Raw genomic sequence first — 25,579 nt, forward strand, 5'->3', positions numbered from 1 at the left:
AAACGAGCGCTTCCGCTTTTCTAATCTACATCAAAAGTCGTACTCAAAATCAGTCACATTTACAAGGGAGCAGATGGGAAAAGATTGATATACTGGTTCTATAGACAACGCAGGTGAGGGTGAGGAAAATGGCTTTAGATGAAAAAAGGATTTTTGAGCTGCAGGCTTTGAAAACCATTGCTGAAACGCTTAATCAATCGAACGACCTTATTCAGATGCTGGATGATGTGCTCGGCAAGCTTTTAGATGTGACAGGTCTTGCGACTGGCTGGATTTTTCTGATTGACAGCGACAAGCAATACAGGCTTGCGTCGTATCATTGCCTTCCGCAGGCTCTTGAAGCTTCCGGGAAAAAGGCGATGTGCGAGGGCGACTGCTGGTGCATCGATAAGTTTCATGACGGCAGGCTGAATAAAGCGGCCAATATTATTAACTGCAAACGCCTCGAGGATGCAGAGGAATTTAAGTGGGGGGATACAAACGGCATTACTCATCACGCGACTGTTCCTCTTCGCACAGGCGATGAAAAAATCGGACTTTTAAATGTGGCTTCTCCCAATAAGACGCATTTTTCTTCAGAAGAGCTTGCTCTGCTTGAGGCAGTTGCTCTTCAAATTGGTACTGCCATGAAGCGCATGAAGCTTGTTGAGAATGAGCAGCGTCTGGCATTAATTGCTGAGCGCAACAGGCTTGCACAGGATCTGCACGATTCTGTTAACCAGCTGCTTTTTTCCATCATGCTTACGGCAAGAGGTGCAAAAGAAATGACCAAAGAAGAACAGATGCAGGAGATGCTTACATATGTTGGCGACCTTTCGCAGGAAGCTCTGTCAGAAATGAGAGCGCTGATCTGGCAGCTCAGGCCGCAGGGGCTTGAAAACGGCATTGCATCCGCACTTATGAATTACGCAAAAGTGCTTGGTCTTAAGCTCCAAGCAGACATCCAAGGTGTCCAGACCCTGCCTTGCTGCGCAGAAGAAGAGCTATGGCGAATTGGGCAGGAAGCTTTGAACAACTGTAAAAAGCATTCGGGGGTCAAAGAGGCGTCCATTTCCATATTCAGATGCAAAAATGAAGTAACCATGACAATTAAGGATCAAGGTGCAGGGTTTTCTTACAATGAAAAACTCCCGCTTCCTTCACTCGGTCTTCAGGGCATGAGGGACAGAGCTCATAAGGTGAAAGGGTCATTTGCGGTCCGGACGGATATCGGCAAAGGAACCGAAATAGAAATCAGACTACCAATTTAGGGGGATACGGGCAATGGGAATTCGCCTGCTGATTGCAGATGATCATAAAGTCGTCCGCAGAGGATTGCATTTTTTTCTGAAAACACAAAAAGACATTGATATTGTGGGAGAAGCCGAAAACGGGCAGGAAGCCGTGGAGCTTGTCCGTTCCTTGAACCCGGATGTCATTTTAATGGATCTCTCCATGCCGGTTATGGACGGCGTTGAGGCAACGAAGGAAATCCGCACGTTCAATCAGGAAATCAAAGTCATCATCTTAACGAGCTATGCCGATCAGGACCATGTCATTCCAGCCATTCAGGCCGGTGCATCGGGTTATCAGCTGAAGGATGTCGAACCTGATGAACTAGTCCATACGATCAGGGAAGTGCTCAATGGGGAAAGCAAGCTACATCCAAAAGTCACATCCCATGTCATGTCCCACTTGATGCAAACGAATCAAAAAGAGCAAAAGCCATTGACACCGCTTACCAATCGGGAAAATGATGTATTAAAGGAGATTGCAAAAGGCAGGAGCAACAAAGAAATTGCAGCAGCTCTCTACATTACTGAAAAAACGGTTAAAACACACGTATCCAACATCCTTTCCAAGCTGGAGCTTGCAGACCGGACACAGGCGGCACTCTATGCGGTGAAAAATGGATTAGATGAATGAAAGGAAGATGAAAAATGAAATTGCTTGTTATTAACGGAAGCCCAAGAAAAAGCGGAAGAACGCGTCTTGCGGCTGCAGCGATTGCAGAAAAATCAGGAGCAGATCTGATTGACTTAAGCGTGCTGAATCTGCCGCTTTTTAACGGAGAAGAAGAGCAGGAAACCATTGAAGCTGTACAAGAATTGAAAACGAAAGTCAAAGAAGCTGATGGAATTGTTCTTTTATCTCCTGAGTATCACAGCGGGATGAGCGGCGCTTTAAAAAATGCGCTTGATTTTCTCGGCAGTTCTCATTTTGCCCGCAAACCTGTCGGACTGATTGCAGTAGCAGGCGGCGGAAAAGGCGGAATCAACGCTTTGAATAACATGAGAACCGTCATGAGAGGCGTCTATGCAAATGCCATCCCGAAACAGCTTGCCCTTGATCCGATTTGCTTTGATTACGAAAACAGAAAGCTGCTTGAAGACTCTGAAGTCCTTGTTAATCAGCTGATTGAAGAACTGAAAATGTATGTAGACTTTTATGTGCAGAAACAAAAATAATCAGGAGGGGATTTGATCCCGCTCCTGTTTTTGTTTTGGCTTCAGAGTCCGAATCTGGCGTTGGACTGTTAGGCGCCTGATTCGGATTGTTAGGCAGGGTATTCGGCTTGTTAGATGTGCAATTTGGATTGTTAGGCACTGAGTTTGGATTGTTAGTTCGATATATGCCGCGAAATGAGCTCTTTTTTAAGATAGAGCTGCCATTTTGATTACAAGGTTTTTAAAAAAAAGGCATTTTTGTCTTTTTTTCTAGGCTCCCGGAGCTAAACGAGCGCTTCCGCTTTTCTACATTGTCCAGCTCCGCCTCCTAGTCCTTCTGTCAGAACAAAATCAATGAAAAAGTCAAACCCGGACTTTTCCATTGATTTCTTATCTGACTGCCAGGCCTGAACAGTCGGCTCCGCTTTTCTATGTCAAATAAGCATATTCCGCCTCTTCATGCTCGTGGCCGGTTTCGACGGCGTGGTCTATATAGCGCAGGAGCGAGTAGAGTTTCTTTTCGACTTCTTCGTAGTTGTTTTCAAAGTTGTAGGCGTGCAGGAACTGCTCGATTCGTTTTGAGAGCAGGTCATCTTTTGTGCGCACCATCAGGATCAGCAGGTTGTCCCACTGCGAGCGGTGCGTGTAGTATAAGGCTTTGTCATAGTCGACTGTCTCCACATTCATTCCTCCTTTGAAGGAGATATGTTTAGTGTATGTGGATTGGCCGCCTTTTTTCTGTACAAAAGTTGGAGGTCCCGCAAGTACTGGGTGGAAGTGTTTCCCCGGGATAAGTACGCGCATCATAATCTTTGTGAATCAGGGGCAATCTATAGGCAACTGAACAGAGGATGTGCGTGCTATGAGTTTTTTTGAGGGACTGGATACACTTACAGCATTTCAGTGGAGCATTCGTGCAGTCATCGCGTTCTTTTTTCTGGTGCTTGCGGCAAAGGCGATGGGTCAGCGCTCTATTTCGCAGCTGAGGCTTCTGGATTTTGTCATTGCCTTAATCATTGGAAATATTGTTGCCCATCCGCTTGCTGATCACAGGACCGGAATGGCGGGGTCGATGATTACGATGAGTGTCCTCATTTTCCTTTATGTCAGCAGCATTTTCATTAGTCTTAAGTTTCCTGTTTTCCGAAAAATGATGAATGCAGCGCCGATATCCATTATTCATGAAGGGACCATCCATTACGGCCATTTAAAAAAAGCAAGATTGACGCTGGAGGATTTGCTGCTGGAGTTAAGGAAACAGCAAGTGGAAGATCCTTCGAAAGTGGCAGAAGCTCTTTTTGAATCTGATGGACAAATTTCTCTATTTTTAAAAACTGAGCACCAGCCTGTGTCCAACAAAGCTCTCGGTATCGCTGCTGAATCGTTTGAACTGCCTGTTACGATTATCAAAGAAGGAATTCTTTTAGAGGAAAATCTTTCATTAGTCAGTAAAAATAAAGAGTGGCTGCAGACTGAACTTCAGAACGTGTTCCAGAAAAACATCAGCGACATACTCCTTGGTACGGTTACCTTCAGCGGCAAACTGAAAATTTTCCTGTATTCTTGATTATCCCTCAAAATGGCTGTTTCATCCCATCAGGCAGGTATCACTCATACAATGAAGAAGTCTACATATATTGAAAGTACCTAATAGATGGACAAGGGGGGATGAAATGGAAAGGGAGATACGAATTCTTTCGCCATGCGGCATGCTCGGGTACGGTTTTCCGCATGAGAGTTTCTTGAATGGACTGAATATGAAACCGCACGTGATTGCAGTGGATGCAGGTTCAACTGATGCCGGTCCTCATAAACTCGGGGCGGGAGTTGGAATTGTGTCAAGACGTGCTGCTAAACGCGATATGCAGCTGCTGATAATAGCAGCGATTGATCATAAGATTCCGCTGATCATCGGTTCTGCAGGCGGTGCAGGAGCAAAACCGCACGTCGAGTGGACTATGGACATTGTTCATGAGATTTTAAACGGAATTGCGGCTGAGCCGAAAATCGCCGTCATATGGGCTGATATTCAGCACCAATCTGTCATGGAGGCCTTTGAAGCAGATCGCCTGAAGAAAATGAGCCCGAATGTTCCTGATGTAACGGAGCAAACACTCAATGAAACCTATTCGATTGTTGCTCAAATGGGGCATGAACCTATAGTCGAGGCACTTGAGCAGGGGTGTGACATCATTATTTGCGGAAGGGCGTTTGATCCATCCGTCTATGCAGCAGCCGGCATCTTTTTTGGAAAAGATCCCGGCCTTTCGTATCATCTTGGGAAAATTCTTGAATGCGGAGCCCTGTGTGCAGAACCGGGAACCACGAAAGACTGCATTTTAGGCACGATAAAAGAAGATTCTTTCACGGTACAGGCACTGAATCCGTCCAGAATTTGTACTGCGGCAAGCGTGGCCGCCCACACCTTTTATGAAAAAGACCACCCATACCTCCTGCACGGTCCCGGTTTTATGCTGGATTTATCCGGGTGCACATTCCACGATGGGGGAAGCGGCATTGTAGAAGTATCAGGTAGCAGGTACATTCCGTCAAATGAATACTGGATTAAGCTGGAAGGCGCACGCAAGACGGCATACAGAACGTTTGTGATTGCCGGTGTACGCGATCCGCTGCTGATTGAAAAAGTCGAGGAAGTAGAAGAGGCTGTAAAACAGGATGTCTTGTGCCACTACAAGGAAATACCTGCTGACTCCTACCAGATCCAGTTTTACAACTACGGCAAAAATGCTGTTCTGGGCGAAAATGAGCGGGCTGATTTTTCAGGGCATGAGCTTGGCATTCTATTTGAAGTGACCGCTGTTACGCAGGAGATGGCGAGCAGCATTTGCGCGTCACTCCGCTCTACGTTTTTGCATTACGGCTATGAAGGCAGGAAGTCAACGGCAGGAAACCTGGCATTTCCCTTTGCCCCGAGTGATATTGATTTTGGACCTGTTTATGAGTTTTCCGTCTATCATCTTATGAAACTTGAAAAGGAGCTGCCTTTTCGGCTGGAGGTTTTATGACATCACTTGGAGAATATGCAAAAATCCTAAGAAGCAAAAACTCAGGGCCGTTTGAGATTACACTGGATGTTTTATTCAGCGACAAAGTGACCTACGATTATGTGAAAAAGTCCGGTAAAATCAATAAGGAAACAATCTGCCGGCTTTACCTCCTGAAAAAGGAGCAGCTGAAAAGCATTGTTTTTTATGATCAGGCACTGGGCTTTAAAGTGACGTATTATAGAAACACTTCATCGGGGGCAGTCTTTGACCGCGATGTTTACGGTGCCCAGCAGCATGCGCCGCTTATGAACCTAGAAATAGATTAGGAGATTGAAAGATGAAGAAAATTGCTGTTATCGGAAGTTTGAATATGGATTTGGTCGCCGTTACGGAAGTGTCGCCAAAGATGGGAGAAACCGTATTCGGCAAAGACTTCAGCATGTTTCCCGGCGGCAAGGGAGCGAATCAGGCAACGGCAGCAGGCAGACTTGGAGCGCAGGTCATGATGTTTGGCACTGTTGGAGACGACGATCACGGGAGGTCCCTGCTTGCCGAGCTTGAGAAAAATCATGTTGATGCCGTGCATGTAGTTGAGCGGAAGGATGCACCTACAGGCTGTGCGCTTATTGAGAGCTGCAGAGGCCAAAACCGGATTATTGTGATACCAGGTGCAAACAGCAAAACAGATAAGAGCTACCTTGAGGATAAGATGGAACCAATCCTTCAGGCGGATGTCATTCTGCTTTCCATGGAAATTCCACTGGCATCCATTGAATATGCAGCGGAAACACTCAGCCATCATGGGAAGACCGTCATCCTGAATCCGGCTCCGGCGGTTCCCATTCCGGAATCACTGATTGATAACACATCCTACATTCTGCCGAACGAGCATGAAGCCGCCATTCTTTTCAACATGCCGGAGGAAGAAGCGTTAAGGAAATATCCCAACAAGCTGCTGATTACAAAAGGAGAGCATGGCGTCGTCTATCATGACGGCGAAAAGCCGGTTCATATACCTGCCGCAGAAGTAAATCTGGTTGATTCCACAGGGGCAGGAGATACATTTGCCGGAGCGTTTGCAGCGGCGTCAGCGAAAGGGATGGTTCTAAAAGAAGCTGTACAGTTTGCGGCAGCTGCAGCTGGCCTGAGCGTGGAAAAACACGGCGCACAAAGCGGCATGCCGACGGATGAAGAACTGGAGGCATTCAGAAGCAGGGGCAAAAGCAATGAGTAGAGAAAAGCTTGCCTTTATCAAGCGGGACTGGATTTTGTACGTGATGTTTCTGCCTGCGCTGATCTATTTCAGCCTGTTTCATATTGTGCCGCTGATCGGGATGAAGCTCGCCTTTCAGGATTACCGCATTATTGGTGACAATGTGTGGGTTGGATTGAAGCATTTTCGTGTTTTGTTCGATTCGCCCGCGTTTTTCACTGTGCTGAAAAATACGATTATCATCAGCACAATGAAAATCATTTTTGTTTTTCCGATTCCCATTATTCTGTCGCTTCTTATTAATGAAATCAGGCACGCTTCTTACCGGAAGTATGTTCAGTCTGTTGTCTACCTTCCCCACTTTCTCTCATGGGTTGTCATCGCAGGCATCTGGATCAGCCTGCTGAATCCGGTTGACGGGGGAGTGAATATTATTCGGAATGTATTCCAGCTTCCTTCGCTTGATTATATGACGAGCAAAGATCAGATTCGCTGGGTCCTTGTGTTTTCGGAAATGTGGAGAAGCGCGGGATGGGATTCCATTATTTATCTGGCTGCGATTATGAAAATCAGCCCTTCTCTTTATGAAGCGGCAAAAATGGACGGGGCCTCGGGACTTCAGCAGATGAGGTATATTACGCTCCCTGAAATGAAAAGCACGGTCATTACCGTATTCATTTTAAATCTTGGATTCTTTATGAATGCAGGCTTTGATCAGGTTTTCAACTTCATGAATGATTCAGTCATCAGTGTTGTAGATATTCTGGATACATATGTATACCGAATCGGAATTCTGAACGGTCAGTATGCATATGCGACCGCCGCAAGCCTTTTCAAAGGAGCAATTGGCGTTGTGCTGATCTTTGGAACACACTTTCTCGCCAAACGCCTGACCGGGAAGGGAGTGTGGTGAGGATGAAAACGATGAAATGGCCGGTCGTGATTCTATATACAGGTTTGTTTCTTGTGACGTTGACGATGATTGTGCCGATCCTGAACCTGCTGGCACTATCGCTGACAGCACCTGAAAACGCCCATAAAATGACCGGGTTGTCGCTGTTTCCGAAAGGTTTTTCTCTCGTAAACTATGAGATTCTTCTTTCCAATCCGCTGATTGTGAAGAGCTTGTTCAACTCCCTTTTTATCACTGCTGCAGGAACGCTGCTGAACCTTCTTTTGACAGCGCTTTCATCTTATGTTCTGACAAGGAAGCGGCTGGTTGGAAGAAGACTGTTTATGCTGCTGCTCATTGTCATCATGGTGTTTGAACCCGGTCTAATTCCAGAGTACCTGGTGGTTAAAGACCTGGGACTGCTGGATTCTTACCTTTCTTTAATCCTTTATAAGGCAATTAATGTTTATTATTTGTTTATTATGATGCGGTTTTTCGAAGATGTGCCTGAAAGTATTCTGGAGGCTGCCAGGATGGACGGGGCCGGGCATTTAAATATCTTCTTCAGAATTATGCTTCCGCTCTCTAAGCCGGCACTGGCGACGCTTGGTCTTTTTTACGCCGTTTTTCACTGGAATGAGTTTTTCCGGGCTTCAATTTACTTGACGGACCCGGGGAAGTGGCCGCTGCAGCTCGTACTTAGGCAGTTTGTAGTGGAGAGGGACAATGCTTCGCTCGTCGGTGTACAGACCCTTCTTGAGTACAAAAGTGTGGCGAGCCTTGATTTTGCGTCGCTTCAGGCAGGCACCATCATCATTGCCATTGTGCCGCTTTTGATCATGTATCCCTTCATCCTCAAATTTTATGCAAAAGGTGCGCTTGAGGGCGGAGTGAAAGATTAACTTAAAAAAGAAAAGGGGAATAAACGTGAGAAAATGTCTTCAACTGCTACTTGCTGTCTTTCTTATCACGGCTGCCGGATGCTCTGAAAAAACGGAAACCTCTGAGAAAAATGAGGACGGGTCAACAACAGTCCGAATTGTCATGAAGGATGAAAACCCCTCAAATCCTGCTTCTGTCAAGTATTTTGAGGCGCTCGAAAAGGGATTGAAAGAAGATGAGAAGCTCAATGTGAAATTTGAGCTTGTTGAGATGCCGCAGGGCAATTACGCGGAAAAATTAAACCTGCTCCTTATGAGCGGGGATATACCGGATATGATTTATTTTCAGGGGGGAGACCAGCAGATAGCAGATCAGGATCTGCTTGAAGATCTGACGCCTCATATTGAAAAATCGAAGTACATTAAAGACAAACTCGAACCATGGAATAAGAAACGTCTTGAAAACTATCCGTACCTGCTCTGGATCAAGCCGCTGTCCCAAAAAACACCGGTGATCAGGGGTGACTGGTTTGACAAAATGTCTTCATCAAAAGCACTGATGGACGATCCGACGATTGACAATTACTATGCGTTCTTCAAAGAACTGAATACAAATCCTCCGGGAGGCGAGGGAAAGCCTTCGTACGCCTTTACAGCAGCAGGTGATATAGAAGAGCTGAATGCCATTTTCAACATGTCCTTCGGGCTCACTTCCTCCTGGTTGAAACAAGACGGAGGCTTTGTGTATCACAAGGTATCAGCTGAGGAAAAAGAGAAGCTGGCCTTTTATCAGAAGCTCTACAAAGAAGGTCTTTTGGATCCCGGCTATTTGACAAAAGAATGGGATACAAAAGAAAAGGCATTTTATGATGGCGAAGCAGGGGTAATTACCGGTACGGCAGGTAAAGTCATCGATATTTACAACGGGAAAATGATGCAGACGAACGGAGACGAAGCGGCAGTGAAAGTTCTTCCGCCGGCTAAAGGAAAAGGCCAGGGTTTCGGGGCTGCAGATGTGACAAAAGAAGCCCGCGGAGTTGCGATTTCCTCGCAATCAGAGAAAAAAGAACTGGCCTTTAAAATTCTTGATTACCTTGCAAGCCCGGAAGGACAGATGATTGACCGCCTCGGTTTTGAAGGGGAGCATTACACCACTGACAGCGGAGAAATTGACTTAACAGACACTTACTACGAGCAGTGGTTTGCAAGATTCTGGGAGCCGTCAGAATTCACGCCTGACATGCCGCTGAAAAAGCCGCTCCTGAGCAAAGAAGCAGAAACTTCACTGAAGCTTGTCAACGATTTCTATCAGGAGGATAACCTGTTTATTTTACCTGAAGAGTACATTGCAAACTGGGATGCCATGGAAAACCTCTATAAGGAATACTTGACTGACATCATTACAGGAAAACGCCCACTCGACGACTTCGATGCGTTCGTAAAAGAGTGGCAGGCTGCCGGGGGCAAAGAAATTACGGAATATGCGAATAAACAATTGAAATAGGTCCTTTTAATATTCGCTGCTAATTTAGTATAGATCCTCAGAACTCAGTGGAATGAAGCGGAAGGCGCTTGACTTCTTGTCCAGCTGCAGCGCCCAACTCCTCTGTCAGAACAAAATTGCCCAAAAAGGCAAACCCGGCCTTTCTGGTCAATTTCTTTTCTGCCTATCGGAGCTAAACGGCTGATTCCGCTTTTCTTGTGTCCAGCTGCGCCTCCTAGTCCTTCTGTCAGAACAAAATCCCCGAAAAAGTCAAAACCGGACTTTTCCGATGATTTCTTATCTGACTGCCAGGCCTAAACAGTCGGCTCCGCTTTTCTTGTCACTATGTAGCATTCTTCCTTTCTTTTGTTTTACAGTGTGTCTAATGAACGCGGGGGTGTTGTGGGGGATAATGAGTTTATAGAATTTTCAGTATTCAGGAGGGATGAGAATGACAGTTGCTAATGAGGCAGCGGTTATAAAGAATTTTATTAACGGGAAATGGGTGAGTGCTGCTGGAAGTGAGATGCAGGATGTCATTAATCCTGCGACAGGAAAGAAAATAGCTTCTGTGCCGATCTCAACTGAAGAGGATGTGCATGCAGCTGCGATGGCAGCCGCAGAAGCTTTTAAGACCTGGAAGCGCGTGCCTGTTCCAAAGCGGGCCAGGATTCTTTTTGCCTATCATCACTTATTGTCCAAAAACCATGAGGAGCTTGCGAAACTGATTGTTTCAGAGAATGGCAAGGCATATAAAGAAGCTTACGGGGAAGTTCAAAGGGGAATTGAGTGTGTGGAGTTTGCTGCCGGGGCTCCAAGTCTGATGATGGGCGAGTCGCTTTCTGGCATTGCTGAAGAGATGGACTCTGAAATGTTCCGTTACCCGCTTGGGGCAGTCGGAGGCATTACGCCTTTTAATTTTCCGATGATGGTGCCGCTTTGGATGTTCCCTCTTGCAGTAGCATGCGGAAATACTTTTGTGCTGAAGCCTTCAGAACGGACTCCGCTCCTGTCAAACAGACTTGCGGAGATGTTTACGGAAGCGGGGGCTCCGGCCGGTGTGCTGAACATTGTTCACGGAAGCCGCGATGTGGTTAACGGCCTGCTCGCACATCCGGAAATAAAAGCGATTTCATTTGTCGGCTCACAGCCTGTCGCCAAATATGTCTATGAAAAAGCTGCTGCTAATGGAAAGAGGGTGCAGGCGTTATCGGGAGCGAAAAATCATCATGTCGTCATGCCGGACGCTGACTTTGAAAAAGCAGCCCAGCATATTGTCAGTTCTGCATTCGGCAGCGCGGGCCAGAGGTGCATGGCATGCAGTGCTGTTGTCACGGTCGGAGACGGAACCGAGTTCATGAACATCCTTAAGCGAAAAGCGGATGAACTTGTGATGGGAAATGGCCTGGATGATGAGGTTTTACTGACGCCGGTTATTCGTGATTCTCATTTGAAAAAAGTGATCGGCTATATAGAAAAAGGCATGGAGGAGGGTGCGGCGCTTGTAAGGGATGGCCGGAGAGATATGGATGGCAACAAAGAAGGCTATTTCCTAGGTGCGACGATCTTCGATGAAGTCACACCGGACATGACCCTTGCAAAAGAAGAAATCTTTGCGCCGGTACTCAGTGTTCTTAGAGCATCAGACCTTGACGAGGCCCTTGAATATATCCGCAAATCCCGTTATGGAAACGGTGCAACCATTTATACGAAGGATGCGCAGGCTATCCGCACGTTCAGAGAAGAAGCGGATGCCGGAATGCTCGGCATCAATGTAGGGGTGCCTGCGACGATGGCCTTCTTCCCGTTTTCTGGCTGGAAGGATTCTTTTTACGGGGATCTACATGTTAACGGAAAAGACGGCGTAAACTTCTATACGCGGAAAAAAATGATTACATCCCGTTTTGATTTTTAACAGACAGGGAGGATGAGTATGCAAAAGAGTACAGATGTAAAAGATGCCCTGCAAAAAGATGAAGCGCATCTGTGGCATTCGATGAAGCCGTTTAATCCCGAGGCAACCATTATCGCACAAGAGGCTAAGGGAGCTTGGGTGACAGATGCCGGCGGAAAGAGGTACCTTGATGCCATGGCCGGATTATGGTGCGTCAATGCAGGATACGGAAGAACAGAGCTTGCAGAAGCAGCCTATGAACAGCTGAAGAAGCTTGCTTATTTTCCGCTGACACAGAGTCATCTGCCTGCCATTGAGCTTTCAGAGAAACTGAATGACATGCTTGGCGGGGACTATGTCATCTTTTTTTCAAACAGCGGATCTGAGGCGAATGAAACAGCATTTAAAATAGCCCGTCAATACCATCAGCAGACAGGAAGCAGTGAGCGGTATAAGATTATTTCAAGGTACAGAGCCTATCACGGCAACACTCTTGGTTCACTGGCTGCAACCGGGCAGGCGCAGAGGAAGTACAAATACGAACCGCTTGCTCCGGGCTTTATCCATGTGGCGCCGCCCGATCAGTACCGTTTTCCTGAAGAAGAAGGCATAAAGCCTGCCGAGCTTAAATCGGTTCAGGCGGTTGACCAGGCAATGACGTGGGAGCTCAGCGAGACAGTCGCTGCGGTTATTATGGAGCCGATCATTACCGGAGGGGGCATTCTGATGCCGCCTGAGCAGTACATGCAGGGTGTGAAGGAATCATGTGAAAAGCATGGCGCACTCCTGATTGTGGATGAAGTCATCTGCGGATTCGGCCGGACCGGGAAAGCATTCGGTTTCATGAACTATGGTGTGAAGCCGGATATCATTACCATGGCAAAGGGAATTACGAGCGCCTATCTTCCTCTGTCTGCGACGGCTGTGAAAAAAGAAATCTATGAAGCCTTTAAAGGGACGGAGGAATACGATTATTTCCGCCATGTGAATACCTTTGGAGGAAATCCTGCAGCCTGTGCCCTGGCCCTTAAAAACATTGAAATCTTTGAAAAAGAAAAGTTGTTCGAGCGGTCGGCTGAGCTTGGCGCAAAAATAAAATCTGAACTAACGTCAAGGCTGCAGAAAAATCCTCTGGTCGGCAATGTGAGAGGGAAAGGTCTTCTTATTGGAGTCGAGCTTGTCGAAAACAAAGAAACAAAAGCCCCGTTAAATGCCGGCCTTGTCAATAAAGTCATGGCTGCCTGCAAGGAAAAAGGGCTGCTGATCGGAAAGAACGGGGCAACAGTGGCAGGCTTCAACAACGTGCTGGCCATCTCGCCGCCTCTGAATATCGAGGATGAGGATGCAGCATTCATTGTAGAAACACTGATTTCTGAATTGAATGCCATCGCGGACCTGTCATAAATACATCCAGCAGTGCAGAGAAATCTGTGCTGCTTTTTATTTTGTAACACTTAACAAAACGTGAAAAAAGGAGTAAGATTTTAGGTATTAAAAATCAGAAGGAGCGACAACTATGAGAACGGAAAAAGAAATCATGCTGGCAGGAGAAATGTACGACCCTCAAGACAAAACGCTCGCAGAGGAACGAATCAGAGCAAGGAAACTTGTCCGTCATTTTAACGAAACAACTGAAACAGACCCTGAACGTGTGAGCCTTCTGAAAGAGCTCTTAGGTTCAACTGGCGACCATGTCTACATTGAGCCGACCTTCCGCTGTGATTACGGCTCGAATATCCATGTCGGTGAAAACTTTTTCGCCAACTTTGACTGTGTCATTCTGGATGTATGCGAGGTAAGATTCGGAGACAACTGCATGCTTGCACCTGGTGTTCACATCTATACGGCAACTCATCCTTTAAATGCGAAAGAACGCAACAGCGGCAGAGAGTTTGGAAAGCCGGTTACCATTGGGAACAATGTTTGGATCGGTGGAGCTGCTGTCATCAATCCCGGCGTAACGATTGGCGACAATGCCGTGATTGCTTCCGGTGCCGTCGTGACAAAGGACGTGCCTGCAAACACAGTTGTCGGAGGAAATCCGGCAAAGGTACTGAAAGTGATTGAAAATGACTAACGCCAAAAGCTGAAATCTAACGTGATTTCAGCTTTACTATTATGTAATGAATGAGGAACTTTCCGCAGGTTCCTATTCATCCCGCCTTTTTCGAATGGTTGTCTTCGGCCCTGCTTCCCCGGAATGTCCGGACAGTCTGTTCGTTTTTTCCGGAATCTTATCCGAAAGTTTTGATTGATACGTTGTGCCGATGTTCAGCTGGCCGCTCAATTCGTTGATGCCAAGCTGCCCAAAATTGCTGCTGAGATCCGCCTGATCAATGTTCAGGTTTTCAATGGTTACGTTCTCAATAATGATCGAACGGGATTCATTCTGCCAAACATCTTTCACCTGTTCTTTAGCCAAATGCTTAACAAGAATGCCGATTTCGTTTTCAAGAGATTCAATTTTTTTCACCAGCTGATCCCGTTCAATCATTGTCTGATCTTTAAGGTCTGCCAGCAGTTTCCTTTTAAAATAAGAAAATAGCATAGTATCACACACTTAAGTTAGATTGTTGTGACCTTCTATTGGCTGAATGGGTTCCGCTCTCGAAACAGGGTAGGCAGCATAAACAAGACCATGATCGAAATGGAGGCTGATTTGATTGGCGTGGGCAGGTTCAGGAAGCCGGATGACCCACTCGAAATCCCCGTAGGAACGATGTATTTCAACTTCCATTTCCTTAGGATAAAGAGCCCTTTTATGGCCTTTTACAATCAAATCGATATTGGATTTAAGTGCAAAGGTGACATCATCCCGTCCAACCCCGGGGAGCTCTATAACTGCACATACATGAGTATCGCTTTTATACAGGTCATAAAGGGGCTTATGGTCTTCCTCAAAAACCCGTTCAGGCTTTTGCTGATCAAAAATATTCTGCCAGAAATCATTTTTCTGATTGGCATTCGTAAATTCCAGCCATTTTTGAACCTTGTGAATATCCATAAAGCTCCTCCTTTAATCCCATTTTTATATCTGGCTGACGACCGGCATCGAGGGATTCGCGATTTGATCCTGATCGCTTACGTCCGGATCAATTGTACATGTGTTCATTTGTGAAAAAGTTGGAGAAAAATTGCCAAGAGAAAAATTAACGCCAAAAAATTTGCTGTTTGCGGTATGACTGTTATGGACAGTAGGACCCAAGTCAACATTCCCGTTCTGGGTAACACCGTTGACCTGAAAGTTAAACACATTTATCTGAAAGGGCATATCTTTAACTCCTTACTTTTTAGTAATCGGAACGTATACCTCAGGAGGTAAATCCATATTTGAACCTGGACCAGCCATTGCAGGCACCGGAAATGGAAACCCGTTCACAGGCGGATTTGGTATAGGAACAGGAACCGGCGCCGGAACACCTATGCTGATAGGATCAGAGTTGGCAATATCGGTTTGATCATTTACATCCGGATCAATATAAACGTTTTCCATTAATGCCTCTGCAGGGGAAGTGTCACCGTAAGAAGAGTTAAGTCCCTGAGATTTATTGTTGGATGTATGACTGTTGTGAATCGCTTCCCCAATTGTTACGGATCCGTTGCCGGAAATACTGTTAACCTTTAAGCAGTAGAGATTAACAACTGTAGGCATTGCTTCACCTTCTATTCATCTTTACGTTATCCATATGCAGAAAAGGGCTCATCGGTTCTTGCCCGGAAAAAATAAGAAACGGGAAGAGAAATTCTTCCCGTTTTCAATAATAGCCGTAATATGGGTAATAAGGATATCCGTAACCGTAATAATATGGATTGTAGAGCGAGCTCAGCGCAAGTCCTCCAAGTAATCCTCCAAAGAATGGAAAACCAAATCCAAACGGATAAAATCCAAACGGCCTGCCAAAGCCAAAGCCAAACGGGCGTCCGAATCCAAAACCGAATCCTGGTCTGCCAAAGCCAAATCCCGGTCTCCCGAAACCAAATCCCGGTCTCCCGAAACCAAATCCCGGTCTTCCAAATCCAAACCCAGGTCTTCCAAACCCGCCAAATCCAAACGGTCTTCTGACATCATTCATATCAAGCAGTTCCTGCTGATTTTCCATAGTAACATCTCCTTGAACAGGGATAAGCATTTCATCAATGCCTGCACAAAAAAAGTATATGCAGGGAAAAGCTTTGCCGGGTGGGCGTCTTTGGAGAAAATTCGTTCGCAGCGAAGTCATGCAAAATACTTTTAAAAACCTTACAGGAAATGGTACGATGGTCAAGGTTAATTTTAATGAAGGAGTCCTGCAAATGAAAATTGAGCTTGCAGCATATAATCCGGCTTGGAAAATACAGTTCCAGCAGCATAAGAGAAAGCTTGAAAACTGCTTTAAAAATGCGGATATTAAAATTGAGCATATCGGAAGCACGTCTGTTGAAGGTCTGTCTGCCAAGCCGATTATCGATATTCTGATTGGTGTACCAGATGAAGAAGACTTGCCCGATGTCGTTTCAGCTCTTTCAGGAGAGCCGTACATATACAAGAAAGTTTACGATCAGGCACTGCCATTCCGGCGGTTTTTTATTGGGGTAAGGGAGGATGTACTTGACCTCTATCCAAATCCTGTTGAAGTTGAGGGGCTGACGGTTTCCCGGGAGCACAGAATCGCTCATATTCATGCTGTGCCGGTAACTCATCAGTGGTGGGAGGATCATCTTTTGTTCCGTGACCATCTTCGGGCGAATCCAGATGATCTTAACTATTATGAAGAAACCAAAATAGTCCTCTCTGAAAAAGAGTGGGAAAGCGGCAATGATTATGCATCTGCAAAATCAGATTGTGTCATGCACATACTAAACAAAGCAAAACAGCTGAAAACAAATCAAGAGGAAGTGTCAGAATGAGTATTTTAGCCATCTACGGAAGCAGCCGGGAAAACGGCAATTCAGAAAAATTGGCAGATTGGGTGCTGGAGGGAACAGAGCATACGGCTATCCATCTCCGTAAAAAGACCATCCTGCCTATTGCAGATAAGCGTCATGAGGAAGGGGGCTTTCAGCCGGTCGAAGATGATTTTCATTCTGTGATTGACGCCTTTTTGAAGGCAGACACTGTTGTCTTCTCAACACCGCTGTACTGGTACGGAATGTCTGGTTCCATGAAAGACTTTTTCGAAAGATGGTCACAGGCATTACGGGATGAAACATTATCTTTTAAAGAATCAGTCAAAGGGAAAAAAGCCTATGTAGTCATTGCAGGCGGAGACTCCCCGAAAATAAAGGCATTGCCGCTGATCCAGCAGTTTCAATATATCTTTGATTTCGTTGGCATGGAATTTTGCGGTTACATTATTGGGGAAGCCAATGCGCCTGGCGATATGGAAAAAGACAAAAAAGCAGCTGCAGAAGCAGGAGTCATGAACGAGCAGATTAAGCATATGAATAGATAATGTTGAGAAAACATGGATGAGTGTATCCATGTTTTTTTCATGTAAGCCTTAGAACGGAGGCGTTTCAATATAAAGTTTTAAACCTGTTTCATTAATTAGCATTAATTTTTAAAAAATTGAGTAAAATGACTAGAAATATATTTCGAAACCCGATATATTAAGTAATACGTTGTAAATTTTAAACAGTTGAGGAAAACGGTTAAGGCCGGAGGAGGGATAAGAAGTGGAAACATTCAAGAAGCTTAAGGCCTTCTATATGCCTTACAAAAATGACTTTTTATGGTCAATGGCTTTTTTGCTCATTATGACGGGGATTACTGTTGTGTATCCAATGGTCCTTCAGTTTACGATTGACGATGTGGTGCTGAAAGAGCAATTTTCGCTTGTGCCGTGGATCGCCCTTGGCTTTGTCGGAATAATGGTGATCAAAGGAGTTGCTACATACTTTCATCAGTATCTTGGCGACATGTTCGGCATCAAATCTGTCTACAGATTAAGAAATGAACTTTATGAGAAGCTGCAGAGGCTGCCGTTCCGCTACTATGATAATGCGAAAACAGGCGACTTGATGTCACGGCTCACAGCAGACGTAGAAGGATTCCGGTTTTTTCTTTCATTCGGGATTGCTGAACTTATCCGCTTCATTATTCTTATTGCCATCAGTCTTTGCGTCATGTTCTATTACTCTGTGCCGCTCACATTTGTCACGATTGCGGCGCTTCCGTTTCTTGCAGTTGCCGTCTACCGTTTTGACAAACGGGTTCATCCGGCTTTCAGAAGCATCAGGAAATCGTTTGGAAAACTGAACACGAACGTGCAGGAAAACATCAGCGGCATTCATACTGTAAAATCACTATCAAGAGAAGATTTTGAAATTTCAAAGTTTAATTCCTCCAATAACGAGTATCGTCAAAAATATTTGGATACATCAGATGTCTGGGCAAAATATTTTCCGCTTATGGAGTTTATCGGAAACATCTCCGTTGTTGCTCTATTGGGTTTTGGAGGATATATGGTGATAAACGGCACTCTTAAGCCTGGGGAACTTGTAGCCTTTTACAGTCTCGTCTGGTACATCATGTGGCCGATTATGAACCTTGGCTTTGTCATCAACTTATTTTCACAGTCAAAGGCATCCGGTGAAAGACTGCTCGAAATTCTGGAAGCAGATGAAGAAATTACGGACAGGGATGAACAGCTTTCCAGAGAAAAGCTGTCAGGGCATGTTACGTTCAAGAATGTCTCCTTATCATACAATGATGAAGATGTTCCTGCCCTTACAAATGTGTCGTTTGATGCGCCTCCAGGGAAAACAATCGGGCTGATAGGCGCGACAGGATCAGGAAAGACGACGGTCACCCAGCTGATGACACGTTTTTACGAAGCCACTTCGGGACAGATCCTATTAGACGGCAAAGATATTAAAGATCATACGATTAAAACACTGCGGGGAAGCATTGGAGTTGTGCTCCAGGAATCATTCCTTTTTTCTACGACCATCAAATCTAATATAGCTTACGGGAATCCGAATGCCACGATGGATGAGATTGTGAATGCGGCAAAACGGGCACAGGCGCATGATTTTATCATGGAGCTTCCTGAAGGGTACGACACGATGCTCGGTGAGCGGGGAATGGGACTGTCAGGCGGTCAAAAACAGCGGATTTCGATAGCACGCGCTATATGTGTTGACCCGAGCATTCTGATTCTGGATGACTCAACGAGTGCTGTTGACATGGAAACAGAATTCAGGATTCAAAAGGATTTAAAAATGGTGATGAAGGACCGTACAACGATCATCATTGCCCACCGCATTTCTTCACTAAAGCATGCAGACGAAATTATCGTCCTTGAAGACGGCGGGGTCGCAGAGAGAGGGACGCATGAACAGCTCCTTCAGGCTGAAGGCCCATACAAACGAATCTATGATATTCAGTACAAAGACCAGCAAGCCGTAGTTCAGTCAAACGCAGGGTAGGTGGGAACATGAAAACGGATGAAAAACAAAACTTGATTAAACAGAGGTTCTATTATTCAACGGACCAGATTATCGAAAAACCTTTTAACTGGAAGCAGATGGGGCGGCTGATGGGCTATATCAAGCCTTATTCAAAGAATCTTCTGCCCCTGTCTTTTTTGACGGTCATTCTGACAACGATCGTCAGGCTGATTGTGCCGATTCTGATTGGCGTCTATACCCTCGACAAAGCGATCGTCCAAAAAGACCTTGATCTGCTGTGGGTGCTTGTCGGGTCGATTTTCGGACTGTATCTCGTTTCCTATGTTGCGAATACTCTCCGGATCAGATGGATGAATATGCTCGGGCAAAACGTGATCTATGATTTGCGCAAGCATTTGTTTACCCATGTACAGTCCCTTTCCCACCGTTTCTTTGACTCAAGGTCGGCGGGGTCGATTCTGGTAAGGATTATGAATGACATCAATTCTCTTCAGGAATTGTTCACTAGCGGGGTTATCAATCTATTAATGGATTTCCTGCTTCTGATCGGCGTTATCGTTATTCTCTTTACTATCAGTCCGCCGCTTGCCCTTGCAATCATGATAATACTGCCTGTGATGTTTTTTATCTCAACAAGCCTGCGGAAAAAAATCAGAAGGTCCTGGCAGACAGTAAGGCTTAAGCAGTCAATGCTGAATTCGCATTTGAACGAGAGTATTCAGGGAATTCGCGTGACGCAGGCGTATACTCAGGAAAAAGAGAACATCGAGTTCTTTGATGGAATCAACACAGAGAACTTCAGCAGCTGGCAGGATGCGACCCAGAAGAATGCCGTATTCCGTCCTTTCGTTGAAATGACTAATGCGATCGGAACAGCGATTTTGATTTGGTTTGGCGCTTCTCTCATTGCAAATGAATCGATTACAATCGGAGAATTTGTTTCCTTTGCTTTTTATCTGGGCATGTTCTGGGAGCCGATTTCAAGACTCGGTCAGGTGTACAATCAGCTGCTGATGGGGATGGCTTCCTCTGAACGGATTTTTGAATTTCTTGATGAAAAGCCGATTGTATCTGAAAAGGATGACCCGGTTGTCCTGCCGGATATGAAAGGAGACATCGAATTTGATGGAGTCGAATTTTCCTATGACGGCACCCGAAAGGCATTAAACAGCGTTTCTCTTGAAATCAAGTCCGGCCAGACTGTAGCACTTGTCGGACATACCGGCTCAGGAAAAACCACGATTGCGAGTCTGATCAGCAGGTTCTACGATGCTACCGGAGGCGAAGTGAAAATCGACGGCTATAACATCAAGGATCTTTCAATAGGAAGTCTCCGTTCGCAAATCAGTGTTGTTCTCCAGGATACGTTTATTTTTTCCGGAACGATTATGGAGAATATCAGGTTCGGCAGACCGTCCGCATCAGATGAAGAGGTCATTGCTGCAGCTGAAGCGGTTGGAGCTGATGAATTTATAAAAGATTTGGCGAACGGCTACGCGACAGAAGTGGAAGAGCGGGGAAATGTTCTATCTGTCGGTGAGCGCCAGCTTCTTTCTTTCGCAAGAGCCATTCTTGCAGATCCGAAAATTCTCATTCTTGATGAAGCAACAGCAAGCATTGACACGGAGTCTGAAATGAAAATTCAGCAGGCTCTGAAAACGCTGCTGAAGGGCAGAACCGCCATTATGATCGCCCATCGCCTGTCAACCATCCGCGAGGCAGACAACATCATCGTCCTCGATCATGGAAACATTATGGAGCAGGGCAATCATGATGCTTTAATGAAACATCAGGGGATTTATTTCGAACTGGTAAAGTCACAGTTTAAAATGCTGGATGCAGGTTAACAGCAATGAGTCAGCCATTTAGGCTGGCTCATTTTTTGCGTCCAATGGCTCATTCTGCAAGCTAATGCTGCAAAATTGAAACTATAAGTGATTTGAACCGTAATGATAAAAAAGGGGGAGTGATTATATGTTACAGAGAAAATGGGTATTGGCAGGCGTGATCATCATTTTAGCAGCACTTTTTACAGCAGCATGCAGCGGGGAAGAAGAAAGGAAGCAGGAAGAGACAGCAGTCAACGAAGTGTTGAACCGTCTTTTCACAGGTCCTGATGAGACCTTTGCAGACTTAATGCTGAATCCTGAATACAAGAAAGTTGTAAATGGAGTAGAAGTGAACAAGGAACTGGATGCATTTATAAAAAAAGAATATGGGCCTTATATGACAGAAGATTATTTCAATACGTTCCTGTCAACGATTGGTGCTCAATATACAATACTGGCATATGAAAATGAATACACGCTGAGTCTTAAAAATTTGACGGTTAAAAAGGAAGAAAACCAATCCGCGCTCTATAAGTTCAGCGCAGAGGTCGTCTATCAGCATAAGAATGGAGAAGATAAAACGGCAAAAGTAGAAGGGGAAGCGCTATTCTCAACGAAGGAGAATGGAAAGATCCAGGGGTTTCAGAACATAGACGACGATGGACTGGCAGAGGATTTAAGAGAGGCCGAATAAGAAAGCCCGGTCATGCATCAGCCATATCGAAACTCATCAGCAGAAAAATAGTTTGGGATTTTTATAGAAAAACTGAAACCTTCTTCTAATTCGCTCGTATTACTTACAGAATACATAAAAAATGGAGGTATATGGATATGGAACATCAAACGAATCCTGTTTTGGAAGGAAGCACACCGCCGCCGAAAAAACCATCATTATTCGGTATGATCATGAACCCGGGTGAACAATTCGAACGCATCCGCCAAAACCCTAAAGTACTTGCAGGTTTTCTTCTTGTTACGCTGATGATTTTAATTGGGACGGTGCTTACCGTTTTTCATACGCCGGCACTCACGGAAGATATGACAGGTGAAATCGGAATGTCATCTGAAGAAGCGGCCATGTTCACTACGGTGATGAGCGTTGTCGGCATAGTAGTAGCAGCTATAGGAAGCATTGTTGTTTTAATTATTATGGCTGCCATTACGCTGGCGATTGTGAAAATGGCCGGTTCAGCGGTTAAGTTTAAGCAAATTCTTTCTATGACAATCTATATTTCTTTTGTTACGTCAATCGGTACCCTGTTAAACGGACTTATTGCATTTTTCATTAAAGATGAGAATTATGTCAATCCTTATACAAGTGTCAACAGCATTGTCGGTGCTGAAGGCGGTCTTGGCGGTCTGTTAATGACAGTAGAAGTGTTTACAATCTGGGGTGTTGTTCTGACGGCGCTTGGACTTCAGAAAGTCGCAGGTCTTTCTAAAGCAGCTTCATGGACAATCGCCATTATCTTCTTTGCACTTGGAGCTGTGCTTGCTGTAGCCGGCGGAGTGCTGCAAGGACTTGTACCGGCAGCATGAAGAAAAAAGTCTGGATATCCATCGGAGTTGCAGCCATTATCGTATTGCTTGCAGGTGTGAATGTATACCGTGCCATGAATACAGAAGAGGTTAAAGTCAGCACAGTGAATCTATCAGACCGGGAGATCGTTTCAAATGTAATGGTTCCCGGCACACTTAAGTTTCAAAGCGAGCAATACATTTATCAGGAGCCTGAAAAAGGCCGGATTGCCGAAGTCCTGGTGAAAGAAGGGGATGCAGTTAAAGAAGGAACGCCTCTTCTTCGTTATGAAAATGAACAGGCAGCACTTGAAAAAGAACAAAATATGCTGTCTATAGAATCAAGCTATCTTAAAATCAGCCAGCTGAAAAATCAGTTGGAGGATCTTGATGAAAAAGAAAAAGAGTTAGCAAATCAGACAGGTAAAAAAGAAGCAGAAAAAACCGTTGAAGCAGAGCGTGATCAGCTGAAGATGGAGCTTAAAATGGCAGACATCGAACTGCGCCAGCTGAATCTTCAGAAAGAAACAGTCCAAAAGCAGCTTGAGAATCTTGAAGTGAAAAGCGAGATGGCCGGCACTGTTATTGCGGTTGAAGATCAGCATGCACAGTCTGCAGACGGTACGCTGAAAGCGGTCATACATATTGCCAAAACAGATTCCTATATTGTCAGCGGAGTTCTGTCGGAATATGATTCTCTTAAAGTTGCCAAAGACCAGCCTGTAACCCTTCGTTCTGATGTGGTGACAGATGCTGAATGGAAGGGGAAAGTCAGTAAAATCGGCCTTCTGCCGGAAGTTGCAGCGGGAACGATGGGAACGGAAAATACAGCCGTTCAATACCCTGTTGAAGTCATCATTGAAGGCAGTGAAATGAAGGCAAAACCCGGTTTTAAGCTGATTATGGAAATTGAAACTGAAAAGCGGAACGTACAGACAGTGCCTGTAGATGCGGTCAAACAGGACGGTGAAGATTATTACGTCTATACAGTAGAAGACGGCAAAACAAAGAAGAAAACAGTTGAAATCGGTACGGCTTCCTCTGATTATATGGAAATCAAAGAAGGGCTGACAGATAAAGATCAAGTGGTGGCAAAACCCGAAGACAATCTTCTGAGCGGGACGGAAGTGACGGTCAAATGATCAGGCTCTCAGGCATCACAAAGAGCTACAAGGTCGGAAAAGAATCCTTCGACGTTCTGAAGAACATCAACCTTTTCATTGAAGAGGGGGAATTCATCTCGATCATGGGGCCGTCCGGTTCAGGCAAGTCAACGCTGATGAACATCATCGGCTGTCTGGACCGGCCGTCAGAAGGCCAATACTTCCTCGACGGGACAGATGTGGCAGGCTATCAGGATTCAGAGCTTGCAGGCGTGCGCAATCTCTCCATCGGATTTGTCTTTCAGCAGTTTCAGCTTCTTCCGAGACTTACAGCCCTTAAAAACGTTGAATTGCCCATGGTTTATGCCGGCGTTAAAAAGAAGGAGCGGGAGGAAAGAGCAAGACTTGCGCTTGAAAAGGTCGGTCTTTCAGAGCGGATCAATCATCTACCGAATGAACTGTCAGGGGGGCAAAAACAGCGTGTTGCCATCGCCCGTTCCATCGTCAATCAGCCCCGTCTGATTCTTGCTGACGAACCGACAGGCGCTTTAGATACGAAAACGAGTGTATCGATCATGGAGCAATTTGCCGCCCTTAATCTGGAAGGCACGACTGTCATAATCGTCACCCATGAACAGGAAGTAGCCGACTATACAAAGAGGGTCATTATGGTCAGAGACGGTGAAATTACCTCTCACGGAGCAGAAAGGAGAAACGCATGAGCTTTATTGAAAACATAAGAATGGCGTTCTCCTCTGTTCTCGCTCATAAACTCCGGTCGATCTTAACAATGCTTGGCATCATTATCGGGGTTGCATCCGTTATTTTAGTTGTAGCCATCGGCCAGGGCGGCGAGCAAATGCTTAAATCACAGTTCACCGGTACCAGCAATACGATCGAAGTCTTTTACCAGCCAAGTGAAGAAGAAATGCAATCAGACCCAAACGCGTATATGAAGTCCGCTTTTGACCAGTCAGATATTAATGACATGGCCAGCATTCCGGAAGTTGAAAAGGTTGTTGCTTCAAGCTCTGAGTTCATGCCGGTGCGTCATAAAGAGGAAGCGGCCGATACGTCGATTTTCAGCATTAATCAGGCCTATATTGAAGTAAATCAGCTGAAGATCGAATCTGGAAGAAATCTGATGGAAGCTGATTTTATCGGAGGCGAAAGGGCCGGAATTATCAGCCAGGAGACGAAAAAAGAGCTCTTCAAAGACACTGACCCGATTGGGGAAATTGTCTGGATCAGCGGTCAGCCGTTTGAAATTGTCGGAGTGCTTGAAAAACCGGAGGGGCTGTTTTCGTTCGGTTCAATGGAAATCTACATCCCGTCCAATACATATCGCGCTTCTTTCGGCAAATCTGATTTTAATCAGGTGACGCTGCAGGCAAAAGACGCAGAAAGCCTGCAGGAAGCAGGAAAAAAAGCCACCTCCATGCTCAATCAAAAACATGATACGGAAGATTCCTACCAAGTGTTTAATATGGAAGAGATTGCAGAAGGAATTGGTCAGGTAACCAGAATCATGACCCTGATCATTGGTTCAATCGCAGGCATCTCACTGTTTGTCGGCGGAATTGGCGTCATGAACATCATGCTCGTATCCGTCACAGAGAGAACCCGGGAAATCGGCATAAGAAAAGCGCTTGGGGCAACAAAGCGTCAGATCCTGACCCAGTTTCTCATCGAATCCATCACACTGACCCTCATTGGAGGCATCATTGGCATCCTCCTCGGTGCAGGAGGAGCTTCACTCGTCTCCGTATTCGCCGGATGGCCGTCACTCGTATCCTGGCAAGTCGTCCTGGGAGGACTCGCATTCTCAATGGTCATAGGCATCATATTCGGCATGCTGCCCGCAAACAAAGCAGCAAGGCTTGATCCTATCGATTCCCTGCGTTATGAATAAACAAATTTTCTGGACGGATTTTGTTCAG

At 45.5% G+C, this 25,579-nt stretch carries 27 protein-coding genes and 1 pseudogene; 22 read left to right on the forward strand and 6 right to left on the reverse strand.

Annotated elements, in window-relative coordinates:
- Nucleotides 1–128 precede the first annotated feature (128 nt).
- The 3 genes from AZ46_RS03530 to AZ46_RS03540 are packed head-to-tail and all read left to right on the forward strand — an operon-like array spanning nt 129 to nt 2,447.
- A complete protein-coding gene (locus tag AZ46_RS03530; protein WP_029285306.1) occupies nt 129–1,250 on the forward strand; it encodes a GAF domain-containing sensor histidine kinase in 1,122 nt (373 codons plus the stop codon).
- Nucleotides 1,251–1,263: 13 nt separating this feature from the next.
- A complete protein-coding gene (locus AZ46_RS03535) occupies nt 1,264–1,905 on the forward strand; it encodes a response regulator (protein WP_029285304.1) in 642 nt (213 codons plus the stop codon).
- Between the two features lie 14 nt (nt 1,906–1,919).
- The gene (locus AZ46_RS03540; protein ID WP_029285302.1) at nt 1,920–2,447 is read left to right on the forward strand and encodes an NADPH-dependent FMN reductase; all 528 of its coding nucleotides are present in this window, start codon (nt 1,920–1,922) and stop codon (nt 2,445–2,447) included.
- Nucleotides 2,448–2,855: 408 nt separating this feature from the next.
- Here AZ46_RS03540 and AZ46_RS03545 read toward each other — a convergent pair whose 3' ends face one another.
- A complete protein-coding gene (locus AZ46_RS03545) occupies nt 2,856–3,107 on the reverse strand; it encodes a YhdB family protein (protein WP_029285300.1) in 252 nt (83 codons plus the stop codon).
- 181 nt (nt 3,108–3,288) lie between these two features.
- Here AZ46_RS03545 and AZ46_RS03550 point away from each other — a divergent pair, with 181 nt between their 5' ends.
- From AZ46_RS03550 to AZ46_RS03595, 10 genes are all read left to right on the forward strand, one after another.
- Nucleotides 3,289–3,993, forward strand: coding sequence for a DUF421 domain-containing protein (locus tag AZ46_RS03550; RefSeq protein ID WP_029285298.1), 705 nt, complete (start codon nt 3,289–3,291; stop codon nt 3,991–3,993).
- Nucleotides 3,994–4,099: 106 nt separating this feature from the next.
- Nucleotides 4,100–5,452, forward strand: a complete 1,353-nt coding sequence (locus AZ46_RS03555) for an acyclic terpene utilization AtuA family protein (protein ID WP_029285297.1) — start codon at nt 4,100–4,102, stop codon at nt 5,450–5,452.
- Nucleotides 5,449–5,760, forward strand: a complete 312-nt coding sequence (locus tag AZ46_RS03560) for a DUF4387 domain-containing protein (protein ID WP_029285295.1) — start codon at nt 5,449–5,451, stop codon at nt 5,758–5,760. Before AZ46_RS03555 ends, AZ46_RS03560 begins: the two co-directional genes overlap by 4 nt.
- A gap of 11 nt (nt 5,761–5,771) precedes the next feature.
- The gene (gene rbsK, locus AZ46_RS03565; protein WP_029285293.1) at nt 5,772–6,668 is read left to right on the forward strand and encodes a ribokinase; all 897 of its coding nucleotides are present in this window, start codon (nt 5,772–5,774) and stop codon (nt 6,666–6,668) included.
- Nucleotides 6,661–7,560: an ABC transporter permease gene (locus AZ46_RS03570; RefSeq protein ID WP_029285291.1), complete on the forward strand. Its 900-nt coding sequence runs from the start codon at nt 6,661–6,663 to the stop codon at nt 7,558–7,560. The genes rbsK and AZ46_RS03570 overlap by 8 nt, the downstream gene beginning before the upstream one ends.
- A gap of 2 nt (nt 7,561–7,562) precedes the next feature.
- Entirely contained in the window at nt 7,563–8,441 is an 879-nt protein-coding gene (locus AZ46_RS03575) for a carbohydrate ABC transporter permease (RefSeq protein ID WP_029285289.1), read from the forward strand.
- Nucleotides 8,442–8,466: 25 nt separating this feature from the next.
- Nucleotides 8,467–9,924, forward strand: coding sequence for an extracellular solute-binding protein (locus AZ46_RS03580; protein WP_029285287.1), 1,458 nt, complete (start codon nt 8,467–8,469; stop codon nt 9,922–9,924).
- 430 nt (nt 9,925–10,354) lie between these two features.
- Nucleotides 10,355–11,818 (forward strand): CoA-acylating methylmalonate-semialdehyde dehydrogenase, encoded by a 1,464-nt coding sequence (locus AZ46_RS03585; RefSeq protein ID WP_029285285.1) that lies wholly within the window; start codon nt 10,355–10,357, stop codon nt 11,816–11,818.
- A gap of 18 nt (nt 11,819–11,836) precedes the next feature.
- Nucleotides 11,837–13,201, forward strand: a complete 1,365-nt coding sequence (locus tag AZ46_RS03590) for an aspartate aminotransferase family protein (RefSeq protein WP_029285283.1) — start codon at nt 11,837–11,839, stop codon at nt 13,199–13,201.
- A 112-nt stretch (nt 13,202–13,313) separates the two neighbouring features.
- Nucleotides 13,314–13,874: a maltose acetyltransferase domain-containing protein gene (locus tag AZ46_RS03595; protein ID WP_029285281.1), complete on the forward strand. Its 561-nt coding sequence runs from the start codon at nt 13,314–13,316 to the stop codon at nt 13,872–13,874.
- Between the two features lie 72 nt (nt 13,875–13,946).
- Here AZ46_RS03595 and AZ46_RS03600 read toward each other — a convergent pair whose 3' ends face one another.
- The 5 genes and pseudogenes from AZ46_RS03600 to AZ46_RS03620 all read right to left on the reverse strand — a co-directional run bounded on the left by AZ46_RS03600 (nt 13,947) and on the right by AZ46_RS03620 (nt 15,870).
- Nucleotides 13,947–14,345: a hypothetical protein gene (locus tag AZ46_RS03600; protein WP_051827067.1), complete on the reverse strand. Its 399-nt coding sequence runs from the start codon at nt 14,343–14,345 to the stop codon at nt 13,947–13,949.
- Nucleotides 14,346–14,357: 12 nt separating this feature from the next.
- A complete protein-coding gene (locus tag AZ46_RS03605; RefSeq protein ID WP_029285277.1) occupies nt 14,358–14,801 on the reverse strand; it encodes an Hsp20/alpha crystallin family protein in 444 nt (147 codons plus the stop codon).
- Between the two features lie 24 nt (nt 14,802–14,825).
- On the reverse strand, nt 14,826–15,068 hold the full coding sequence (locus AZ46_RS03610) for a spore germination protein (RefSeq protein WP_029285275.1): 243 nt from the start codon (nt 15,066–15,068) through the stop codon (nt 14,826–14,828).
- A gap of 120 nt (nt 15,069–15,188) precedes the next feature.
- Nucleotides 15,189–15,449: pseudogene (locus AZ46_RS22300) on the reverse strand (spore germination protein); the annotation flags it as partial.
- A gap of 103 nt (nt 15,450–15,552) precedes the next feature.
- Entirely contained in the window at nt 15,553–15,870 is a 318-nt protein-coding gene (locus tag AZ46_RS03620) for a hypothetical protein (protein WP_051865481.1), read from the reverse strand.
- Between the two features lie 220 nt (nt 15,871–16,090).
- Here AZ46_RS03620 and AZ46_RS03625 point away from each other — a divergent pair, with 220 nt between their 5' ends.
- From AZ46_RS03625 to AZ46_RS03665, 9 genes are all read left to right on the forward strand, one after another.
- Nucleotides 16,091–16,684, forward strand: coding sequence for a GrpB family protein (locus AZ46_RS03625; protein WP_161781194.1), 594 nt, complete (start codon nt 16,091–16,093; stop codon nt 16,682–16,684).
- A 2-nt stretch (nt 16,685–16,686) separates the two neighbouring features.
- Entirely contained in the window at nt 16,687–17,229 is a 543-nt protein-coding gene (locus AZ46_RS03630) for a flavodoxin family protein (protein ID WP_174434973.1), read from the forward strand.
- Between the two features lie 223 nt (nt 17,230–17,452).
- A complete protein-coding gene (locus AZ46_RS03635; RefSeq protein ID WP_029285266.1) occupies nt 17,453–19,207 on the forward strand; it encodes an ABC transporter ATP-binding protein in 1,755 nt (584 codons plus the stop codon).
- Nucleotides 19,208–19,215: 8 nt separating this feature from the next.
- Entirely contained in the window at nt 19,216–21,036 is a 1,821-nt protein-coding gene (locus tag AZ46_RS03640; protein WP_029285264.1) for an ABC transporter ATP-binding protein, read from the forward strand.
- A gap of 127 nt (nt 21,037–21,163) precedes the next feature.
- On the forward strand, nt 21,164–21,712 hold the full coding sequence (locus AZ46_RS03645) for a hypothetical protein (protein ID WP_029285262.1): 549 nt from the start codon (nt 21,164–21,166) through the stop codon (nt 21,710–21,712).
- Nucleotides 21,713–21,849: 137 nt separating this feature from the next.
- Nucleotides 21,850–22,557 (forward strand): YknW family membrane protein, encoded by a 708-nt coding sequence (gene yknW, locus AZ46_RS20935; RefSeq protein WP_051827071.1) that lies wholly within the window; start codon nt 21,850–21,852, stop codon nt 22,555–22,557.
- On the forward strand, nt 22,554–23,678 hold the full coding sequence (locus tag AZ46_RS03655; protein WP_029285258.1) for an efflux RND transporter periplasmic adaptor subunit: 1,125 nt from the start codon (nt 22,554–22,556) through the stop codon (nt 23,676–23,678). The genes yknW and AZ46_RS03655 overlap by 4 nt, the downstream gene beginning before the upstream one ends.
- Nucleotides 23,675–24,361, forward strand: coding sequence for an ABC transporter ATP-binding protein (locus AZ46_RS03660; protein WP_029285256.1), 687 nt, complete (start codon nt 23,675–23,677; stop codon nt 24,359–24,361). Before AZ46_RS03655 ends, AZ46_RS03660 begins: the two co-directional genes overlap by 4 nt.
- The gene (locus AZ46_RS03665) at nt 24,358–25,551 is read left to right on the forward strand and encodes an ABC transporter permease (protein WP_029285254.1); all 1,194 of its coding nucleotides are present in this window, start codon (nt 24,358–24,360) and stop codon (nt 25,549–25,551) included. Before AZ46_RS03660 ends, AZ46_RS03665 begins: the two co-directional genes overlap by 4 nt.
- The last annotated feature ends 28 nt before the right edge of the window (nt 25,552–25,579 follow it).

The organism is Metabacillus indicus LMG 22858, assembly GCF_000708755.2.
In the GTDB taxonomy this organism is placed as follows: domain Bacteria; phylum Bacillota; class Bacilli; order Bacillales; family Bacillaceae; genus Bacillus_P; species Bacillus_P indicus.

What these genes read in the sequence shown, in the direction of transcription:
- rbsK (WP_029285293.1), top strand. Translation starts at nt 5,772, where the DNA reads ATGAAGAAAATTGCTGTTATCGGAAGTTTGAATATGGATTTGGTCGCC.
- AZ46_RS03645 (WP_029285262.1), top strand. Translation starts at nt 21,164, where the DNA reads ATGTTACAGAGAAAATGGGTATTGGCAGGCGTGATCATCATTTTAGCA.
- AZ46_RS03625 (WP_161781194.1), top strand. Translation starts at nt 16,091, where the DNA reads ATGAAAATTGAGCTTGCAGCATATAATCCGGCTTGGAAAATACAGTTC.
- AZ46_RS03665 (WP_029285254.1), top strand. Translation starts at nt 24,358, where the DNA reads ATGAGCTTTATTGAAAACATAAGAATGGCGTTCTCCTCTGTTCTCGCT.
- AZ46_RS03585 (WP_029285285.1), top strand. Translation starts at nt 10,355, where the DNA reads ATGACAGTTGCTAATGAGGCAGCGGTTATAAAGAATTTTATTAACGGG.
- AZ46_RS03595 (WP_029285281.1), top strand. Translation starts at nt 13,314, where the DNA reads ATGAGAACGGAAAAAGAAATCATGCTGGCAGGAGAAATGTACGACCCT.
- AZ46_RS03640 (WP_029285264.1), top strand. Translation starts at nt 19,216, where the DNA reads ATGAAAACGGATGAAAAACAAAACTTGATTAAACAGAGGTTCTATTAT.
- AZ46_RS03550 (WP_029285298.1), top strand. Translation starts at nt 3,289, where the DNA reads ATGAGTTTTTTTGAGGGACTGGATACACTTACAGCATTTCAGTGGAGC.
- AZ46_RS03610 (WP_029285275.1), bottom strand. Translation starts at nt 15,068, where the DNA reads ATGCCCTTTCAGATAAATGTGTTTAACTTTCAGGTCAACGGTGTTACC.
- AZ46_RS03530 (WP_029285306.1), top strand. Translation starts at nt 129, where the DNA reads ATGGCTTTAGATGAAAAAAGGATTTTTGAGCTGCAGGCTTTGAAAACC.
- AZ46_RS03540 (WP_029285302.1), top strand. Translation starts at nt 1,920, where the DNA reads ATGAAATTGCTTGTTATTAACGGAAGCCCAAGAAAAAGCGGAAGAACG.
- AZ46_RS03660 (WP_029285256.1), top strand. Translation starts at nt 23,675, where the DNA reads ATGATCAGGCTCTCAGGCATCACAAAGAGCTACAAGGTCGGAAAAGAA.
- AZ46_RS03570 (WP_029285291.1), top strand. Translation starts at nt 6,661, where the DNA reads ATGAGTAGAGAAAAGCTTGCCTTTATCAAGCGGGACTGGATTTTGTAC.
- AZ46_RS03560 (WP_029285295.1), top strand. Translation starts at nt 5,449, where the DNA reads ATGACATCACTTGGAGAATATGCAAAAATCCTAAGAAGCAAAAACTCA.
- AZ46_RS03600 (WP_051827067.1), bottom strand. Translation starts at nt 14,345, where the DNA reads ATGCTATTTTCTTATTTTAAAAGGAAACTGCTGGCAGACCTTAAAGAT.
- AZ46_RS03655 (WP_029285258.1), top strand. Translation starts at nt 22,554, where the DNA reads ATGAAGAAAAAAGTCTGGATATCCATCGGAGTTGCAGCCATTATCGTA.
- AZ46_RS03575 (WP_029285289.1), top strand. Translation starts at nt 7,563, where the DNA reads ATGAAAACGATGAAATGGCCGGTCGTGATTCTATATACAGGTTTGTTT.
- AZ46_RS03590 (WP_029285283.1), top strand. Translation starts at nt 11,837, where the DNA reads ATGCAAAAGAGTACAGATGTAAAAGATGCCCTGCAAAAAGATGAAGCG.
- AZ46_RS03555 (WP_029285297.1), top strand. Translation starts at nt 4,100, where the DNA reads ATGGAAAGGGAGATACGAATTCTTTCGCCATGCGGCATGCTCGGGTAC.
- AZ46_RS03605 (WP_029285277.1), bottom strand. Translation starts at nt 14,801, where the DNA reads ATGGATATTCACAAGGTTCAAAAATGGCTGGAATTTACGAATGCCAAT.
- AZ46_RS03535 (WP_029285304.1), top strand. Translation starts at nt 1,264, where the DNA reads ATGGGAATTCGCCTGCTGATTGCAGATGATCATAAAGTCGTCCGCAGA.
- yknW (WP_051827071.1), top strand. Translation starts at nt 21,850, where the DNA reads ATGGAACATCAAACGAATCCTGTTTTGGAAGGAAGCACACCGCCGCCG.
- AZ46_RS03620 (WP_051865481.1), bottom strand. Translation starts at nt 15,870, where the DNA reads ATGAATGATGTCAGAAGACCGTTTGGATTTGGCGGGTTTGGAAGACCT.